Raw genomic sequence first — 16,747 nt, 5'->3', positions numbered from 1 at the left:
ATCTCCTCAGTGGGTGTGCTTTTTGACGAACTGATCGATTCTGAACGCCTCGTTACCGGCGTTCTTGGGCGTTCCGGGGACGATATGGCGCGAGGAGCACGGGCAGCAGATGACCAGCCCCCACCGATGCCCGTTCTTGTCCGGCACGACCGTGAGGCCGGCTTTCCTGGCGCGGTCGAGCGCGCTCGCGACATCTCCGCTCTGATGCCGTCCTTTGGAGATCACGCACTGACCGTAGCGACGATCATCTCCTCATCTGCGGGATCGGGGCGCCTTGGCGTATCAGAAGAAGATTCGACCGCCGGGGAGCGCGGGTGGCTACCGGTGTCGTCGGGGTCGGGAGGCCGTGACCTCTGTCACCCCCGCGTCGATGCCGTGCGGGCCGGTGGCGGGAACGGAGTCCTGCCGGGTCCACCGGCCCTGTTCGTCGGGCGTGCGTGGAGCTACAGTCGATCGGCTCCGCCGCCCCGCCGGACGGCGACGGGGCGTCGTCCCCCCAGCCCGGCGGACGAGGAGAGCACCGTGACCGAGACAGCGGACGCCGTACCCGACGCGGCCAGACGTGCCGAGCGCATACGGCGAAGACTCGAGCGGCTGATCGGCATCGCCGCCACCGAGGGCAACCACCTGGACGTGCTGCGCAACGGCGACGCGATCTTCGCGGCCATGCTGGACGCCATCAGGTCGGCGGAGCACACCGTGGACATGATGACGTTCGTCTACTGGAAGGGCGAGATCGCGGGCGAGTTCGCCGAGGCCCTGGCCGAACGGGCGGCGGCGGGGCTGCGCGTGCGGCTGCTGCTCGACGGGTTCGGCAGCATGCCCATAGAGAAGGACCGGCTCGACCTGATGGAACGCGCCGGGGTGACCGTCGCGTGGTTCCGCAAGCCGCTGTTGCTGTCGCCGCTCAAGCAGAACCACCGCTGCCACCGGAAGGTCCTCGTCGTGGACGAGGGCACGGCGTTCACCGGCGGCGTGGGCATCGCCGACGAGTGGCGCGGCGACGCGCGGAACGAGAACGAGTGGCGTGACACGCACGTCCGCGTGACCGGGCCGGCCGTGGACGGGATCGCGGCGGCGTTCGCCCAGAACTGGGCGGAGTGCCAGGACGTCCTCTTCGACGAACGCGACCGCTTCCCCGCGCAGCGGCAGCCGGGCAGCGCGGTCGTGCAGGTGGTGCGCGGCTCGGCCAGCTTCGGCTGGCAGGACATGCAGACGCTGCTGAAGGTCGTCCTGGAGTCCGCCGAGGAACGGGTGCGGCTGGCCACGGCCTACTTCGCGCCGGACGACTACTTCGCCGAGCTGCTGTGCGCGACGGCGCGGCGCGGCGTCACGGTGGAGATCGTCACGCCGGGGCCGCACACCGACAAGCGCGTGGCGCAGCTCGGCGGCCAGCTCCACTACCAGCAGCTGCTGGACTGCGGCGTGCGGATCTACCAGTACCAGCCGACGATGATGCACGCGAAGATCGCGACGGTGGACGGGGTCGCGGCGCTGATCGGCTCGACCAACTTCAACCGGCGGTCGCTGGAGCACGACGAGGAGGTCATGCTCACCGTGCTCGACCAGGAGTTCACGGCCACCCTCGACCGGCACTTCGACGAGGACGTGGCGGCGAGCGTGCACATGGAGGCGGTGCGGTGGCGGCGCAGGGACGCGGCGCAGCGGGCCAAGGAGGCCCTGGTCAGGCCGATCCGCCGCTTCCTGTAATCCCGCGACGCGACGCGGGGCCCGGCCGAACCCCCCGGTCGACCGGACCCCGCGCGCTCCCCCGCTCCCCCGTTCCCCCCGCTTCTCCCCCGTTTCCCCCCGGTCTCGCAGGGCGGCTCAGGCCACCAGCTCGCCGAAGGACTCCTCCTGGTCCTGGCCGAGGCTGAGCGTCCTGTCCTCCCGCAGGCGGCGCAGCGTCCGCCAGATGCTGCTCTTGACCGTGCCGACGCTGATGCCCAGCGTGTCGGCGATCTCGGGGTCGGTCCGCCCCTCGTAGTAGCGGAGCACCAGCATCGTCCGCTGCTGCTCGGGCAGCCGCGCGAGCGCCTGCCACAGGACGGCGCGCAGCTCGGTGCCGCGCATGGTGTCCTGCTCGCCCGGCGCCTCGGGCAGTTCCTCGGTCGGGTACTCGTTGAGCTTGCGCCGCCGCCACGCGCTGATGTGGAGGTTGGTCATGGTCCGCCGCAGGTAGCCGTTGATCGCGGCCTTGTCGGTGATGCGGTCCCAGGCGCGGTACGTGGACAGCAGCGCGCTCTGGAGCAGGTCCTCCGCCTCGAACCGGTCGCCGGTGAGGTGGTAGGCCGTGGCGTAGAGGGAGGCGCGGCGTTCACGGACGTACGCCGTGAACTCCGCCTCCGCCCCCTCGCGCCGCGCGGCCCCCGCCGCGCAGCGCACCTCCCCCGTGCGTCCGTCCACCGCACTCAGGTGGGACGGGCGCTGCTGCCCGGAACCGCGCCGGCCCCCCAGCCGGCTCGCGGTCCCGGACTTCTCCCCGTGCCGGACGGGAACCACCCCGGCGGGTCCGTGCGTCCCCTTCACTGCCGAGCCGGTGTGATGCGTCACGCTCATCCCGCTCCCCCCTCGTCCGTTCTCGTCCGGTTCCTGCTGCGCACTACAGTGCCGGGCCAGTTTCATGGGGGAGTCCCCCGTCTGTCACAGCGGTGTCACAGGGGCCGTGCACCGATGCGCCCGCCGGGCGCCGGGAGGCGGGCGCAAACGGACAGTCGTACTCCGCCCGGTCCATAGGACACAATGACCGGCGTGGCTTTCCTGTTGCTGATCGAGGACGACGAGGCGGTTCGGACAGCCCTGGAGATGAGCCTGACTCGCCAGGGACACCGGGTGGTGACCGCTCCCACGGGCGAGGACGGGCTGAAGCTGCTCCGCGAGCAGCGTCCCGATCTGATCGTCCTGGACGTGATGCTGCCCGGTATCGACGGTTTCGAGGTCTGCCGGCGTATCCGCCGGACCGATCAGCTGCCGATCATCCTGCTGACGGCGCGCAGTGACGACATCGACGTGGTGGTCGGCCTGGAGTCCGGCGCCGACGACTACGTGGTGAAGCCCGTGCAGGGCCGCGTGCTGGACGCCCGCATCCGCGCGGTGATGCGGCGCGGCGAGCGCGAGTCGAACGACTCCGCCACCTTCGGCTCGATCGTGATCGACCGCGCCGCCATGACCGTCACCAAGAACGGCACGGACCTCCAGCTCACGCCCACCGAGCTGCGCCTCCTCCTCGAACTGAGCCGCCGCCCCGGCCAGGCGCTCTCCCGCCAGCAGCTGCTGCGCCTCGTCTGGGAGCACGACTACCTCGGCGACTCCCGGCTCGTGGACGCCTGCGTCCAGCGGCTGCGCGCGAAGGTCGAGGACGTCCCCTCGTCGCCCAAGCTGATCCGCACCGTCCGCGGTGTCGGCTACCGCCTGGACGCCCCTTCGTGACGCACGACACCGGGGTACGGGGACAGCTGCGCGCGCTGCTGCGGCTCACCAGCCTGCGGCTGCGGCTGGTGACGGTGTTCGCACTGGTCGCCCTCGTCGCGGCGGTGTCCGTCTCCGGTATCGCGTACTGGCTGAACCGGGACGCCGTCGTCACCCGCGCGCAGAACTCGGCGCTCGGCGAGTTCCGCAAGTCGCTCGGCGACAACGCGGGCGCGCTCCCCGACGAGGCCACCTGCGACGACCTGCGCGGCATGGCCGCCGCCGTCGCCAACAACACCCTGGGCTTCGAGGTCGTCCTCGTCGAGGAGCGCGCCGGGCTCCCCGGCTGCGCCGCCGAGTCCGACCCGGCCGTCTTCAGCGCCGCGATGGTGCCCGAGTCGCTGCGCGAGGCCGTACGGCAGCGGCGCTACGACGACGACTCCGGCGCCCCGTTCCACATGTACTGGCAGCGGATCACCATGGACGACCACCCCTACCTCATCGGCGGCACCCGCGTCCTGGGCGACGGGCCGACCGGCTACATGCTCGCGTCCCTCGGCCCGGAGAGCGACGACCTGCGGTCCCTCGCCTGGTCGCTCGGCGTCGCCACCGCCCTGGCCGTCATCGGCTCGGTGCTGCTGGCGCAGGCGGCGGCCCGCACGGTGCTGCGGCCCGTGCAGCGGCTGTCCGACGCGGCGCACCGGCTGGGCCAGGGGAAGCTCGACACCCGCCTCGAAGTGCGCGGCGCCGACGAACTGGCCGAGCTGACCCGTACGTTCAACGACGCCGCCGCCTCGCTGGAGGCGCGCGTGGCCGAGCTGAGCGAACGGGAGGCGGCCAGCCGCCGCTTCGTCGCCGACATGTCGCACGAGCTGCGCACCCCGATGACCGCCATCACCGCCATGACGGAGGTGCTGGAGGAGGAGGTGGACAGCCTCGACCCGATGATCGCGCCCGCCGTGCAGCTCGTCGTCAGCGAGACGCGGCGGCTCAACGACCTGGTGGAGAACCTGATGGAGGTGACCCGCTTCGACGCGGGGACGGCCCGGATGGTGCTGGACGACGTCGACATCGCCGACCAGGTGACCGCCTGCGTCGACGCCCGCGCCTGGCTGGACGCGGTGGAGCTGGACGCGCCGCGCCACGTCATCGCCCGCCTCGACCCGCGCCGCCTCGACGTGATCCTGGCCAACCTCATCGGGAACGCGCTCAAGCACGGCGGCTCGCCGGTGCGCGTCGGCCTGCGCGAGGAGACCGGTCCCGCCGGGGACGAGGTGGTGATCCGGGTGGCGGACCACGGCCCCGGCATCCCGGCCGAGGTGCTGCCGCACGTCTTCGACCGGTTCTACAAGGCCAGCGCGTCCCGGCCGCGTTCGGACGGCAGCGGGCTCGGCCTGTCCATCGCGCTGGAGAACGCGCACCTGCACGGCGGTGACATCACCGCGCGCAACGCGCCGGGCGGCGGCGCCGAGTTCACGCTGCGGCTGCCCAAGCGCGGGCAGCCCGAGGAGCCGGAGGAGCCAGGGGAGGCGGAGGAGCCGGTGGAGGGCGGGGACGCCGTGGAGATCCCCCGCGGCCGCACCGCCCCCGGCGAGAGCGACGGCAGCGGCGACGGCGGCAGCGGCAGCGGCAGCGGCGACGGCGCGCGGACACCGGGCGGCGGCGCGGCGGACGGCGGTGGTGCCGGATGATCCGCCGCCTCGCGACGGGCCTCGGCGTGACCCTGCTGCTCGCCGCCACCACCGCCTGCGGCATACGCCCGACCGACGTCCCCGTGGACGCGGGCCCCGCGCCGACCCGCGCCACCTGCGACGCGCCGCCGGACGAGACGGACCGGGCGAGCCAGGTCTTCCTCGTCTGCGGCTCGCACGTGAACCCGGTGGAGCGCCCCCTCATCCTCGCCAACCCCGGTGTGCAGAGCGGCGTGAAGATAGCCACCGCGCTCCTCACCGAACTCCAGAGCGCCCCTGGAAAGGACGAGCGGGACGCCGGGTTCACCAGCGAGGTGCCGACGGACCTGCGCGTCACCGGCCCGGTCGGCGGCGACCCGGCCGGGACCCTGCGGCTGAGCAGGCGCCCCAGCGCCCTCCCCGCGACCGCCCTCGTGCAGATCATCTGCACCTTCGCCGCCAACGAGTCGCTGGGCGACGGCAGGTCCGTGACCCTCGCGGGCCCCTCCCACGCCGAGAAGGACCGCCCGAAGACGTACGCCTGCTCCACCGCGACCCGGGCCAGCCCCGAGGACGCCCGCGACAGCATCAGACGGCGGGCCTACGCGCCGTAAGACGTACGTCACACATTCCGCGCGGAACCACAGGGGACACCCCTCGCGTCCTGGTGTCCGTGCAGCCTCAAACCGCGGGCTCCACCGGGTCCGCCGCAGGTCGGCGCGTCCGGCTGACCGCCCTCACCCTCGTGGCCCTCCACCTCTCCCTCGTGAGCTGGCTGGCCCTGCGCCCCCTCAGCGTCGTGTGGGTCGCACCCGGCAACATGCAGCCGTTCGCCACCATCTCCGCCGATCTCGGGCGCGGCCCCCTGGAGGCCGTCGGCGCGATCGGCGGCGGGATGCTGAGGCTCGCACCGCTCGGCGTGCTGCTCCCCCTGCTCGGCCGCGACCTCGGCGGCTCGCGCTTCATGTCCTTCGGCCGCACGGTCTTCGCGGGCGTGATGGTCTCGCTGGCGCTGGAGTACTGCCAGTCGGTGGTGCCGAGCCGTGTCGCCGACATCGACTCGGTGATCCTCGACACGGCGGGCATCGCCCTGACGCACCAGCTCGTCTACGGGGCGCTGCGCCGCCTGCGCCGCGCCCGGCACGACGCGCCGCCGCTGCCGCCGCTCGTCCGGGAGGCGCGCGAGCCCTCGCCCGGACGCGCCGACATGTGGACGGCCCGCCGCGTGGCGGCGATGCCACGCCCGGCGCCCCGCCCCGCCGAGCACGACACACGCGTCCTCAGCCGCCTGCACGCCTGACGGGTACGGCGGGGCGTCGCCGGGTCAGAACGGCGGGTCCTCGCCGTGGCCACCTGTCCAGCCGCCTCGGCGGGAGGCGCGTTCAGCCGTGCGACGGGCGCGTTGTCCGCGAGCTGCGATGTCGGCCGCGTCCTCCGGATCGCCGGTGCCGGGACCCCATGCGTCCAACGCGTCCAGGGCGCGGTCCCGGTGGTGACGGGTGCTGCTGCCGGCCAGCAGGCGGCGGGCGTGCTCGACCAGCTCGTCCCGGTGCCCGGCGAGATGGGGATGCTCGGCGAGGGGGATGGCGGTGACGAGAGCCGCGTCGCGTACCTCCGCGTTCCCGTGGCGGAGGAGGGGCCGGACAGCGGAGAAGATCACCGGTCGCAGGTCCCGGAACGCGCGCATCTCCGCGTACTCGTGGAGGAACCGCTCGCCGCAGTGGCGCTCGCCGATGGCGACGCTCTCGTCGTCGGCGTCGTAGGCGGTGTCGCCGAGCCAGGTCAGCAGTCCGACGAGGGTCGGGGGGCGCGAGGGCACGGCGGTGCCGGGGCCGAAGCCGCCCGCGGTGAGGTCGGGCCGGTTGAGGATGGCCGCGAGGTAGCGGGCCACGGGCACGGTGGCTTCGTAGAGGGTGTTCTGGTGGGTCACCGCCCCGAGCGCGTCCCGCGCGGCGTCCGCCCTGACGGCCGGGTCGGGGTCGAGGAGGCGTGCCAGTGCCGCCGGAAGCGACTCGCCCGTCCCGGACGGGGTGGCGAGGGATGCCCAGTCCGTGCCGTGCAGGAGCTGTTGATGATGCGGGAGCCCCGCAGGGGCAGGGGTGTCCGGCCGCCCCGGCATGTCCTCGGTGCCGAGCGGAGAACGGGGCACGCTTTCGCGGGAGCCCCCCGCCTGCCCGTCCTGTCCGGCCCCGGGCGGCCGACCGGTGCCGGTCAGTTGAGCCAGCGCAGCATCGCGCGGAAGAACGACGCGACGCCGCTCCAGACCACGCTGATCACCGCCGGCGCGGCCATGTCGGCGCCGACCTCCGCCGCGTCCCGGGTCGCCGAGGGACCGCACCGGGGACAGGAGCGGGGCCAACGGCGCCTGTCCGCACCGCACTTCCTGCACTTCTTCACGGCGCCATTCTCGCGTACGCCGAGGGCCGGTCCCGTCCGGGGGGACGGGACCGGCCCTCGTGCGCGCCGATGGGGTCAGCGGGCGATCTGGATGCCGTCGAGCACCTGGCTCGTGGGGATGCCCAGGGAGTCGGCCGGGTCGATGGGCAGGCCGCCGAGCAGCTCGGTCGCCTGGCCCAGCGGGCTGGCGGCCTGGGTGGCCGACAGGGTGTGGTGCGCGGTGGTGACGGCGTCGGTCTTGCCGGTCAGCATGCCCGCGCCGGCCTCGACGACCTCGCCGCTCTCACCCGGCAGGGTGCGGGCCACGTCGTGCGCGGGGAGCGTGCGGACCACGCCGCCCGCCGTCTCGGAGACGCCGTCGAGCGGCGCGACGGCGGCGGCGGAACCGGCACCGGCGGCGGCGAAGGCGGCACCGAGGGCGACAGCGCCGAGCGTCTTCTTCGTTGACTGCTTCATCAGTGATTCGTCCTTGCGTGGGGTTTCGAGCGGCGAGGTGGACGGTAGCCAGAGCGGCGCCCGCACCGCAATGAATCGAAATGCGCGCGGCGTCCCCTTGCGCACCGCCGCCCCGCCGTGCTCACCGCGATTCCCGCGCCCTGCCCCGCACGGCATCCGCACTGGTCAGGACGGCAGCGGCGCCCGTTGTCCAAACAGCCATTCGGAGCGGAGCGCGGCATAGCCGGGCTTGATGACGTCATTGATCATGGCGAGACGTTCATCGAAAGGAATGAACGCGGATTTCATCGCATTGACCGTGAACCACTGGAGGTCGTCCAGCGTGTAACGGAATGTCCGGACCAGATGGGTGAATTCCGCGGTCATACTGGTTCCGCTCATGAGGCGGTTGTCCGTGTTGACGGTCGCGCGGAAGCGCAGCCGCCGCAGCAGCCCGATCGGGTGCTCGGCGTACGAGTCGGCCGCGCCCGTCTGGAGGTTGGACGTGGGGCACAGCTCCAGCGGGACGCGCTTGTCCCTGACGTAGCCCGCCAGGCGGCCCAGCTTCACCGAGCCGTCCTCGGCCACCTGGATGTCGTCGATGATCCGCACGCCGTGCCCGAGCCGGTCGGCGCCGCACCACTGGAGCGCCTGCCAGATCGACGGCAGGCCGAACGCCTCGCCCGCGTGGATGGTGAAGTGGTTGTTCTCCCGCTTGAGGTACTCGAAGGCGTCCAGGTGCCTGGTGGGCGGGAACCCGGCCTCCGCGCCCGCGATGTCGAAGCCGACGACGCCCAGGTCCCGGTGGCGGTTGGCCAGTTCGGCGATCTCCAGGGAACGGGCCGCGTGCCGCATCGCGGTCAGCAGCGCGCCCGCGCGGATGCGGCGCCCCGCCTCGGCGGCACGCCGCTCCCCCAGCCGCAGCCCCTCGTTGACGGCCTCCACCACCTCGTCGAGGCTCAGCCCGGCGGTGAGGTGCTGCTCCGGCGCGTAGCGGATCTCCGCGTACACCACACCGTCCGCCGCCAGGTCCTCGACGCACTCGGCGGCGACGCGGACCAGCGCGTCCGCGGTCTGCATGACGGCGGTGGTGTGGGAGAACGTCTCCAGGTAGCGGACGAGCGAGCCGGAGTCGGCGGACTCGCGGAACCAGTGGCCGAGGCGCTCGGGGTCGGTCTGGGGCAGCGCGTCGTAGCCCTGGGCGTCGGCGAGTTCGACGATGGTGGCGGGGCGCAGGCCGCCGTCGAGGTGGTCGTGGAGCAGCACCTTGGGGGCGCGCAGGATCTGCTCGGGCGCCGGGGGTGTCTCAGCGGGTGTCGTCACGCCGCGAACTCTAACGCCTACGCGCGTAGAGACGGCGTCCGCCGAGCACCGCGACGGCGAGGGCCGCCAGGGCGCACCCGGCCCCGAGGAGGCTCGACGCGGTCCAGCCGCCCGCGGTGTACGCGACGGTGGTCGCCGCCGCGCCGAGGGCGGAGCCGAGGGAGTAGAAGACCATGTACCCGCCGATGACGCCGCTGGCGCGGTCGGGGTGGGCCGCGGTCAGGGTGTGCTGGTTGCCGACGTGGACGGCCTGGACGGCGAAGTCGAGGACGACCACCCCGGCGGCCAGGAGCCACAGCGACCTGGGCAGCTGGGCGATCGCGAGCCAGGAGGCGGCGAGCAGCGCGAGCGCGAGGACGGTGACCCGGTCCGCCCTTCCCGCGTCCGCCCACCGTCCGGCGCGCGCCGCGCCGAGCGCCCCGGCGAGCCCGGCGAGGCCGAAGAGCCCGGTCTGCGCCTCGCTCAGGTGCCACGGCGCGCCGGAGAGCGGCAGCGCCATGCCGCTCCACAGGACGCCGAAGGAGGCGAAGAGGAAGAGCGCGACGAGGCCGCGCGTGAGGAAGAGGCGTTCCCGGAACAGCCCGGCGAGCGACGCGAGGGCGCGCCCGTACGTCTGCCGGGACCGCGCGTCGGCGGGCAGCGCGGCGGGGACGAGCGCGGCGAGCGCCAGCGCGAGCACGGCCAGGACGGCGTAGACGCTCCGCCAGCCCCACTCCTCCGCGAGCCGCCCGGCGAGCACCCGGCCGCCGAGGATGCCGACGACCACGCCGGAGGTGACGACGCCGATGTTCCGGCCGCGTTCGTCGGGCGGGGAGAGCGACGCGGCGCAGGCGACGGCGATCTGCACCACCACCGCGAACAGCCCGGCGACGGCGAGCCCGGCGAACGCGGCCCACGCCGCCGGGGCGGCGGCGGTCAGGCCCGTTCCGGCGGCGGTCAGCGCGAGGTGCGCGGAGATCAGCCACCGCCGGTCGGCCACGTCGCCGAGCGGCACGAGCAGCACGAGCCCGGCCAGGTAGCCGAGCTGTCCGGCCGCCACGAACCAGCCGGTGAGCCGCTCAGGGACGCCGAGGTCGTGGCCCATCGGCCCCAGCACCGGCTGCGCGGCGTAGACGCCCGCCACCGCGACCCCGCAGACGACCGCGAGCAGCAGCCTCCGACCCGTACCCATTCCGCGGCTCCAATCAGTAGCACTTTGCAACCGTTCGGAGGCTACGTCACAATGGTTTCGATCCGCAACCGATCTGGAGGTGCCATGCCGAGCACCGCGCACGCGCCCGACGCGGGCTGGACCGACCCGGAGTGCCCCGTCGCCCGGACGCTCGACCTCGTCGGCGACCGGTGGAGCCTGCTCGTCGTCCGCGACGCGATGGACGGGGCGCGCTCGTTCACCGAGTTCCAGCGCCGCACCGGCATCGCGCGCAACATCCTCACCGACCGGCTCCGCAGACTGACGGCCCATGGGGTACTCGCCCGGCGCACCGCCGTGTCGGGGCGCCGCCAGGAGTACGTGCTCACGGACGCGGGCCGCGACCTGTTCCCCGTCGTCCTGACGCTGCGGCAGTGGGGGGAGCGGCACGCGTTCGCGCCGGGCGAGGCGCGCTCGGCGCTCGTGGACCGGGACGGGGCGCCGGTGCCGGGTCTGGTGCCCACCGGCGCGGACGGCGCGGTGGTGGACGCGGACAGCACGCGCGTGCGGAAGGCGGGCTGAACGGCGCGCCCCGGCCCCGGGACCGTCGCGGTCGCCGGGGCCGGGGCGCGTACCCGGCTCAGCCGGTGACCAGGTCGAACTGCTCCCACGGGCCGATGGCCGCCCGGTTGGCGACCAGCGGCGCGGCGCCCGCGTTCTCCGCCGTCACGTACTGCCCGTTGACCTGGGCACGCAGGCTGACCGAGCCGTTGCCGTTCCGCACCAGCTGGAACGTCTCCCAGCTCTGCGCGACGGGCTGGCTCGCGATCAGCGGGGACGCCCCGGCGTCGGCGGCCGAGACGTACAGGCCGTTGGCGTGCGCGCGCAGCGTGACATTGCCGCCGCCGACGTCGCCGAGGTCGAACCGCTCCCAGGTGCCGGCCGCCGCCCGGTTGGCGATCAGGGGCGCGGCGCCCCCGTTCTCGGCCGCGACGTACTGGCCGTTGATCCTGGCGCGCAGGCTGACCACCGTCGTCGGGCTCGTGGACAGCACCGGGCGCGTGGGCCGGGTGGCGGTGAGGGGGATCTGCCCCTTCAGCATCCGGCCGCCGTCGCCCGTGAGGCGCAGGTAGTAGTCCGAGGAGCAGGCCGTGCCGTCCTCGTCGAGCGCGAGGATGCCGGAGCCCGCCGGGACCTGGGAGGCGTTCTCGGCGGTCTTGGCGATCTGGTTGCCCTCGTTGTACTCGTCGAACATCGAGATGTAGATGCCCTGGGCGCCGACGCGGACCATGTTGTAGAACTGCCGCCACATGAAGTCACCGTGCGCGCGCTGCCGTTCCTGCAGGTCGCCTGGCAGGACGCAGGGCTGGTAGTCGATGCCGCGGGCGTTGCACTCGGCCTGGTCGGGCAGGTTGACGTTCTGGTAGAAGTTGTCGGTGCCCGCGATGTCGCCGATGCGGCCGACCATCCACGGGGAGATCATGTGGAACGCGCGGTAGACGTCGCCGAATCCGGCGCGGGAGTCCTGGTTCCCGGAGCGCCAGTGGGTGGGGACGCCGCCCATGACGTATGTGCCCTGCGCCTTGAACCAGTTGATGACGTCGAGGCACGGTCCCGGCGGCCACGGGCGGCCCGCGTCGTTGAAGCCGAAGCCCCAGATGCCCACCACGGGGCGGCCGTTCTGCCGGGCGTAGGCGGGTGACGAGGTGTACGCCGCCATCTTGGACGTCCAGTCGGCCTTGATCTCCGACTGCATGTTCGTCCAGTTGGTGACGTCGTACATGATGTAGAACTTGCGGCCCTGCGCCTCGGCGGCCGTGCGGACGCGGGCGGTGACGGCGTCGCGCACCGGGCCCTCGCCGCCGGTCGGGTTGAAGCGCTGGAGGGCGGCGGTGTCGATGCCGTTCTCCCGCATCCAGCGGAAGTGGGTGTCCACGGTCTGGGCGTCGTGGGAGGAGAACAGGGTGGCGGGCTGGCCGTTGCCCAGGTTGGGGTAGGCGGTCGCGTAGGTGCGCGTGTAGTCCCGGTTGTCGGGCCAGCTCTTGATGGCGTTGTTGGACGGGGACGGCGGCTGGCCCCAGTTGTTCGACCAGTGCCACCACGCGTTGATGGGCGAGCCGTCGCCGGTGGCGGCGAACCAGCCCTGGTACCCGACGGTGATCTTGCCGACCACGTCGCCCGGCGGGCTCGCGAGCGGGGCGGCGGCGGTGTCCGCGCGTGCTGCGGCCACCGGGAGGGTGGTCAGCGCGGACGTGGCCGCCGAGGCGGCCAGGAAGCGGCGGCGGGAGACTGCCATGGTGGGGGGTGACCTCTCCTTCGCGGGGACGTGCGGCGCGCCCGTCACCCCCGGGGCTCGCGGCGTGACGGAACGCGCCCGTGCCTCGGCGGACGAGTGGGACACCGCGATTGGTCTGAACCGTAGAAGTGGCCAGGAACGGAATCAATCCGCATGCGAATTAAAGGACTTGTTGCCACTCCAGGCGCTTGATGAAGGCGAGCCCGTCGGTGTCGGCCAGGTGGGCGGGGTCCTGCGGGGCGTAGCCGAACCACGGGGATTCGCGGGGCGCGGGGGGTGCGTCGGCGAGGATGGCGGCCAGGGCGGGGGCGTCCACGAGGAAACGGTCCTGCGGGAGCGCGTGCAGCCGTCCTTCGAGGGTGCCGGGCGGCGGCGCGTCCACCCCGTGCCGCGCGAGGGTGCCGACGGCCGTGGCGACGAAGCCGTACGCGGTCCCGAGACGGGCGCCGACGAGCGCGCCCGCGCTCCACCAGTGCGCGGGCGGCAGGCCGTTCCACAGGGCCATGGTGCTGCGGGGGCGCTGGAAGTGGCTGTTGTGGGCGAAGGCCAGGACGGGCCCGCGTGCGGCGAGGGCGAGGAGGTTGTCCGCCATCATCCGCGCCCGCAGGCTCAGCAGCCCCGCCATGCGGGCGGGCGAGGGGTCGGCCATGCGGGCGTGGTAGCGCAGCAGGCCGGTGGCGGTGCGGGCGTGGAGGCGGGCGCGGTCCCACTCGTCCGGGGTGGTCACCGCGAGCAGGTGCGGCGTCTGCGTTTCGAGGAGCGTCACCAGGTCGTCGGCGAGCAGCCGCAGGCGGGCGGCCTCGGCGGACTGCCCGTGGGAGCGTGCCGGGTCGAGCATGGCGGCGGGCTCGGTCCAGGCGGTGTCGGGGCCGAGCAGGGCGTCGAGCGTGTCGGCGGTGCACGGGAGGAGCGCCGCGTCGAGCCTGGCGGCGAGGTGGGTGTGGAGTGCGGTGAGGGCCTGGCGGGGGCTCTCGGCGTGGCTGAACTCCAGCGGGCCGTCGAAGCCGGCGAAGCGCACCCGCTCGGCGGCGGGCCTGCCCTCGTTGTGCTCGCGCATCCAGCGGACGAGTGCGCGGTTGCCCGGGAAGGCGGCCCAGTCGTGGGTGATGCCGCGTGCCACGGCGTCGTCGAGCGTGCCGGCGCCGGTGGTGACGTACTCGTCCACGGCGAGCCCGGCCAGGCAGCCGCTCTCGAGGGCGATCGTCAGGTAGCCCTCCCGCTCGACCAACTGACGGAAGAGGTCGTTCCGCATGTCGAGCAGCCCCTCCGCGCCGTGGGTGGGCTCCCCCAGCGCGAGCACCCGGGGCGCGGCGGGGAACAGCCCCATGACGGCGGTGGCGTCGAGGGCGTGGACGGTTTCCTGGAGGTCGGTAGCCATACCCTCAACGTATCGCTGAAGGCTCGGTGGAGACTTGGGGCGGAAGTCGCCGGGCTATGGGCCGTGAAGTCTCAAACCGCCGTGTCGATCGCCTCGATCGTCTCCGGGCCGCGGAAGAGCATGGCGCCCCAGCCCTGGCGGCGCGCCGCCTCGACGTTCGCCGCGCTGTCGTCCACGAGGAGGACGTCGCCCGGAGCGGCGCCGAGCCGCGCCAGGACGGCGTCGTAGGCCGCCGGGTCGGGCTTGCGGTGGCCGAGGCGGTGGCTGAACAGCAGCTGCCCGAAGCCCTCGAACGGCGCGGGGTGCAGGCGGGTCAGGGCCTCCTCCTCCAGCGGGCCGTTGTTGGTGAAGAGCGTGAGGGTGCGCGTCTCCCGGTGCCGTTCGAGCGCCGCCCGGACGCGCGGGTCGGGGCGGAACGCGGCGCACCAGGCCGTGTCGAGCGCGGCGTCGTCGCCGGTCCAGCCGGTGAGGGCGCGGACGCGGGCGCGGACCGCCGCCGCGTCCGGGTAGGCGCCGGAGTCGCACGCGGCGCTGAAGCCGGAGGTCCACAGCAGCGCGTGCACCCGTTCCTCCGGCAGCGACAGGAGGGCGGCCAGGTGCCGCAGGCGGCGGGCGTGGTCGAAGGGGAACAGCACGCCGCCGAGGTCGACGACGAGGTGGCGGGGCGCGGTCATGCGGCGGTCTCCTTCGCGGCGGCGCGGATCTCGTCCAGCAGGACGCCGAGGTCGGCCTCGGTGGTGTCCGGGTGGAGGACGCAGGCGCGCAGCACGGGCCTGCCCCCGAGGCGCGTACCGGTGAGGAACGCGCGCCCGCGCCGCTGGACGGCGGCGGGGAGGGCGTCGTTGAGCGCGTCGGCGTCCGCTGTGCCCGCCGGTAGGTAGCGGAAGGCGACGACGGAGGTGACGGGCGGGGCGAGCGGCTCGAAGTCGTCGGCGTCCTCCACCATGGCGGCGAGCGTGCGGGCGAGGCCGGTGGTGTGCCGCACGAGGCGGACGACCCCGTCGCGCCCGAGGTGGGAAAGGGTGGCCCAGACGCGCAGGGCACGGAACGGACGGGTCTGTTCCGGTCCGTACTCGGAGAACCAGCCCAGCGCGTCCGCCCCCTCGTCGCGCAGGTAGGGCGGCACCAGGCTGAACGCGTCGCGCGGCCCCGCCGCGTCGCGGAAGAGGACGCATCCGGCGTCGACCGGGACGCCGAGCCACTTGTGCGGGTCGAGGGCGAGGGAGTCCGCCCGTTCCATACCGGCGTACCGGGGGCGCGCGCCGTCGGCGAGCACGCCGAGGGCGCCGTAGGCCCCGTCCACGTGGAACCACAGGCCGTGCTCGCGGGCGGCGTCGGCGATGTCGTCCAGGGGATCGACGGCGCCGGTGTTCACCGTTCCAGCGCTGGCGGCGACGAGGAACGGCCGCACGCCGCTCGCCGCGTCGGCCAGGACCAGGCGGCGCAGGGCGGCGGTGTCCATGCGGTGGTCCGGGCCGACCGGGACGGTGCGGACGTGCCGGTTGCCGAGGCCGAGGAGTTCCGCCGCCTTGCGCAGGCAGCTGTGCCCCTCCGCCGAGACGTAGACGGCCAGCGGCTCGTGCCCGTACAGGCCCGTCTCGCGTACGTCGTGGCCCGCGCGGCGCAGGGCGTGCTGCCTGGCGGTGGCCATCGCGACGACGGTGGCGAGGGACGCGCCGCTGGTGAGCAGTCCGGCGCCGGGCGGGTGGGGGAAGCCGACGAGTTCGGCGAGCCAGCGGACGGCGGTGCGTTCGAGCAGGGCGCCGGCGTGGTCGCCGCCCGCGCAGCTCGGGTTCAGGGCGGCGGCCAGCGGGGCGACGAGGACTCCGGCGGGCGAGGGCGGGGAGTTGACCCAGCCGAAGAAGCGGGGGTGCCCGTTGCCCATGGGGTACGGGAGCACGCGCTCGCGCACGTCCGTCAGCAGGTCGTCCAACGGGCGTCCGGCGGCGGGTAGTTGCTGCCCGGTGAGCCAGGCGCGGTCGTCGTCACCGACGGGGCGCCACACGGGCCCGGCGGGTACGGCGGCCAGGTGGTCGGCGGTCGTTTCGGCGGCCGCCAGGGCGGCGCGGCGCAGGTCACTCACCGTGTCCTCCGTGCGGGGTGCGGGGCGAGGCGCCGAGCGTCATCGCCAGGTAGTAGACGCACGGATCGCCCGGCGCGTCGGCGGAGTTGGCGAAGGCGTGCCGCCGGTCGCCGGGGAAGTAGGCGGAGTCGCCGGGGCCCAGGTCGTGCGGCACCCCGTCCACGGTCAGGCGCAGGCGCCCGCTCTCCACGGCCACGTACTCGTGGGACCCGGGCGCGTGCGGCGCGAACTCCCCCGCGTCCACGCCCGGTCCGAGCGTGGTGCGCATGAACTCGAACTCCACGCCGGGCAGCGCGGGCGACAGGATGCGCCGCTCCCACCCGGCGGGGTCCCGTACGACGCGCTGCCGCGCGCCGGGCAGGACGACGACGCCGGGGCGCGCCGCCGGGTCGTCCAGCAGCCGGGCGATGGAGGTGCCGAACGCGGTCGCCAGCCGGTCGAGGACGAGGACGCTCGGCGTCTTCGTGCCGCGTTCGACCTCGGAGACCATGCTGCGGCTGACGCCGCTCAGCTCGGCGAGCCGCTCCAGCGGCCAGCCCCTGGCGCGCCGCTCGGCGCGGACCCGCGCGCCGAGTTCGGCCATGGACAGGCCGCTGGACAGGGCGTTGGTGTCACCACTCATTTCTCC

General features: G+C 73.9%; 18 protein-coding genes. 6 read left to right on the top strand and 12 right to left on the bottom strand.

The genetic code is table 11. The features are described from left to right. Positions 1–6: 6 nt before the first annotated feature. Positions 7–225, bottom strand: a complete 219-nt coding sequence (locus ACIBPC_RS28730) for a hypothetical protein (protein ID WP_398848653.1) — start codon at positions 223–225, stop codon at positions 7–9. A gap of 297 nt (positions 226–522) precedes the next feature. Between ACIBPC_RS28730 and ACIBPC_RS28725 the strand changes: the two genes are divergently transcribed. Further along, a complete protein-coding gene (locus tag ACIBPC_RS28725) occupies positions 523–1,710 on the top strand; it encodes a phosphatidylserine/phosphatidylglycerophosphate/cardiolipin synthase family protein (protein ID WP_398848651.1) in 1,188 nt (395 codons plus the stop codon). A 117-nt stretch (positions 1,711–1,827) separates the two neighbouring features. On the opposite strand, the gene ACIBPC_RS28720 is transcribed toward ACIBPC_RS28725, so the two are convergent. Next, complete coding sequence (locus ACIBPC_RS28720; protein ID WP_362967813.1) at positions 1,828–2,559, bottom strand: SigE family RNA polymerase sigma factor; 732 nt, start codon at positions 2,557–2,559, stop codon at positions 1,828–1,830. Positions 2,560–2,751: 192 nt separating this feature from the next. On the opposite strand from ACIBPC_RS28720, the gene ACIBPC_RS28715 reads away from it, so the two are divergent. From ACIBPC_RS28715 to ACIBPC_RS28700, 4 genes are read left to right on the top strand one after another with little or no spacing between them, the layout of a single operon-like run. Further along, positions 2,752–3,429 (top strand): response regulator transcription factor, encoded by a 678-nt coding sequence (locus ACIBPC_RS28715; protein WP_362967812.1) that lies wholly within the window; start codon positions 2,752–2,754, stop codon positions 3,427–3,429. Next, complete coding sequence (locus tag ACIBPC_RS28710) at positions 3,426–5,099, top strand: ATP-binding protein (protein ID WP_398848649.1); 1,674 nt, start codon at positions 3,426–3,428, stop codon at positions 5,097–5,099. Before ACIBPC_RS28715 ends, ACIBPC_RS28710 begins: the two co-directional genes overlap by 4 nt. Beyond that, positions 5,096–5,692 (top strand): hypothetical protein, encoded by a 597-nt coding sequence (locus ACIBPC_RS28705; RefSeq protein ID WP_362967810.1) that lies wholly within the window; start codon positions 5,096–5,098, stop codon positions 5,690–5,692. The genes ACIBPC_RS28710 and ACIBPC_RS28705 overlap by 4 nt, the downstream gene beginning before the upstream one ends. Before the next feature lie 59 nt (positions 5,693–5,751). Then, on the top strand, positions 5,752–6,378 hold the full coding sequence (locus tag ACIBPC_RS28700) for a VanZ family protein (RefSeq protein WP_398848648.1): 627 nt from the start codon (positions 5,752–5,754) through the stop codon (positions 6,376–6,378). Between the two features lie 24 nt (positions 6,379–6,402). On the opposite strand, the gene ACIBPC_RS28695 is transcribed toward ACIBPC_RS28700, so the two are convergent. The 5 genes from ACIBPC_RS28695 to ACIBPC_RS28675 all read right to left on the bottom strand — a co-directional run bounded on the left by ACIBPC_RS28695 (position 6,403) and on the right by ACIBPC_RS28675 (position 10,404). Next, positions 6,403–7,227, bottom strand: coding sequence for a hypothetical protein (locus tag ACIBPC_RS28695; protein WP_398848646.1), 825 nt, complete (start codon positions 7,225–7,227; stop codon positions 6,403–6,405). A gap of 62 nt (positions 7,228–7,289) precedes the next feature. Further along, entirely contained in the window at positions 7,290–7,475 is a 186-nt protein-coding gene (locus ACIBPC_RS28690) for a hypothetical protein (protein WP_398848644.1), read from the bottom strand. A gap of 75 nt (positions 7,476–7,550) precedes the next feature. Next, on the bottom strand, positions 7,551–7,931 hold the full coding sequence (locus tag ACIBPC_RS28685; protein ID WP_362967806.1) for an ATP-binding protein: 381 nt from the start codon (positions 7,929–7,931) through the stop codon (positions 7,551–7,553). A gap of 165 nt (positions 7,932–8,096) precedes the next feature. Further along, complete coding sequence (locus ACIBPC_RS28680) at positions 8,097–9,233, bottom strand: adenosine deaminase (RefSeq protein WP_362967805.1); 1,137 nt, start codon at positions 9,231–9,233, stop codon at positions 8,097–8,099. Positions 9,234–9,243: 10 nt separating this feature from the next. Next, a complete protein-coding gene (locus ACIBPC_RS28675) occupies positions 9,244–10,404 on the bottom strand; it encodes an MFS transporter (protein ID WP_398848642.1) in 1,161 nt (386 codons plus the stop codon). Positions 10,405–10,488: 84 nt separating this feature from the next. Here ACIBPC_RS28675 and ACIBPC_RS28670 point away from each other — a divergent pair, with 84 nt between their 5' ends. Further along, entirely contained in the window at positions 10,489–10,944 is a 456-nt protein-coding gene (locus tag ACIBPC_RS28670) for a winged helix-turn-helix transcriptional regulator (RefSeq protein ID WP_398848641.1), read from the top strand. A gap of 58 nt (positions 10,945–11,002) precedes the next feature. Here the strand turns inward: ACIBPC_RS28670 and ACIBPC_RS28665 are convergent, their stop codons facing one another. The 5 genes from ACIBPC_RS28665 to ACIBPC_RS28645 all read right to left on the bottom strand — a co-directional run bounded on the left by ACIBPC_RS28665 (position 11,003) and on the right by ACIBPC_RS28645 (position 16,741). Next, positions 11,003–12,658, bottom strand: coding sequence for a xylosidase (locus ACIBPC_RS28665; protein ID WP_398848639.1), 1,656 nt, complete (start codon positions 12,656–12,658; stop codon positions 11,003–11,005). Between the two features lie 160 nt (positions 12,659–12,818). After that, complete coding sequence (locus ACIBPC_RS28660) at positions 12,819–14,036, bottom strand: erythromycin esterase family protein (protein WP_398848638.1); 1,218 nt, start codon at positions 14,034–14,036, stop codon at positions 12,819–12,821. Positions 14,037–14,107: 71 nt separating this feature from the next. Beyond that, positions 14,108–14,710, bottom strand: coding sequence for an HAD-IA family hydrolase (locus ACIBPC_RS28655; RefSeq protein ID WP_398848636.1), 603 nt, complete (start codon positions 14,708–14,710; stop codon positions 14,108–14,110). After that, entirely contained in the window at positions 14,707–16,119 is a 1,413-nt protein-coding gene (locus ACIBPC_RS28650; protein ID WP_398848634.1) for a pyridoxal phosphate-dependent decarboxylase family protein, read from the bottom strand. Before ACIBPC_RS28650 ends, ACIBPC_RS28655 begins: the two co-directional genes overlap by 4 nt. Then, positions 16,112–16,741: a helix-turn-helix domain-containing protein gene (locus tag ACIBPC_RS28645; protein ID WP_398848632.1), complete on the bottom strand. Its 630-nt coding sequence runs from the start codon at positions 16,739–16,741 to the stop codon at positions 16,112–16,114. Before ACIBPC_RS28645 ends, ACIBPC_RS28650 begins: the two co-directional genes overlap by 8 nt. Positions 16,742–16,747 lie beyond the last annotated feature (6 nt).

Source organism: Streptomyces sp. NPDC049879, assembly GCF_044461265.1.
In the GTDB taxonomy this organism is placed as follows: domain Bacteria; phylum Actinomycetota; class Actinomycetes; order Streptomycetales; family Streptomycetaceae; genus Streptomyces.
Note: the sequence above shows the minus strand (reverse complement) of the source record. Positions and strands in the feature narration are given on the sequence as shown.

Bases quoted from the DNA above. Each gene is read 5' to 3' on its own strand.
- ACIBPC_RS28675 (WP_398848642.1), bottom strand. From the start codon at position 10,404: ATGGGTACGGGTCGGAGGCTGCTGCTCGCGGTCGTCTGCGGGGTCGCG.
- ACIBPC_RS28685 (WP_362967806.1), bottom strand. From the start codon at position 7,931: ATGAAGCAGTCAACGAAGAAGACGCTCGGCGCTGTCGCCCTCGGTGCC.
- ACIBPC_RS28670 (WP_398848641.1), top strand. From the start codon at position 10,489: ATGCCGAGCACCGCGCACGCGCCCGACGCGGGCTGGACCGACCCGGAG.
- ACIBPC_RS28655 (WP_398848636.1), bottom strand. From the start codon at position 14,710: ATGACCGCGCCCCGCCACCTCGTCGTCGACCTCGGCGGCGTGCTGTTC.
- ACIBPC_RS28665 (WP_398848639.1), bottom strand. From the start codon at position 12,658: ATGGCAGTCTCCCGCCGCCGCTTCCTGGCCGCCTCGGCGGCCACGTCC.
- ACIBPC_RS28660 (WP_398848638.1), bottom strand. From the start codon at position 14,036: ATGGCTACCGACCTCCAGGAAACCGTCCACGCCCTCGACGCCACCGCC.
- ACIBPC_RS28720 (WP_362967813.1), bottom strand. From the start codon at position 2,559: ATGAGCGTGACGCATCACACCGGCTCGGCAGTGAAGGGGACGCACGGA.
- ACIBPC_RS28705 (WP_362967810.1), top strand. From the start codon at position 5,096: ATGATCCGCCGCCTCGCGACGGGCCTCGGCGTGACCCTGCTGCTCGCC.
- ACIBPC_RS28645 (WP_398848632.1), bottom strand. From the start codon at position 16,741: ATGAGTGGTGACACCAACGCCCTGTCCAGCGGCCTGTCCATGGCCGAA.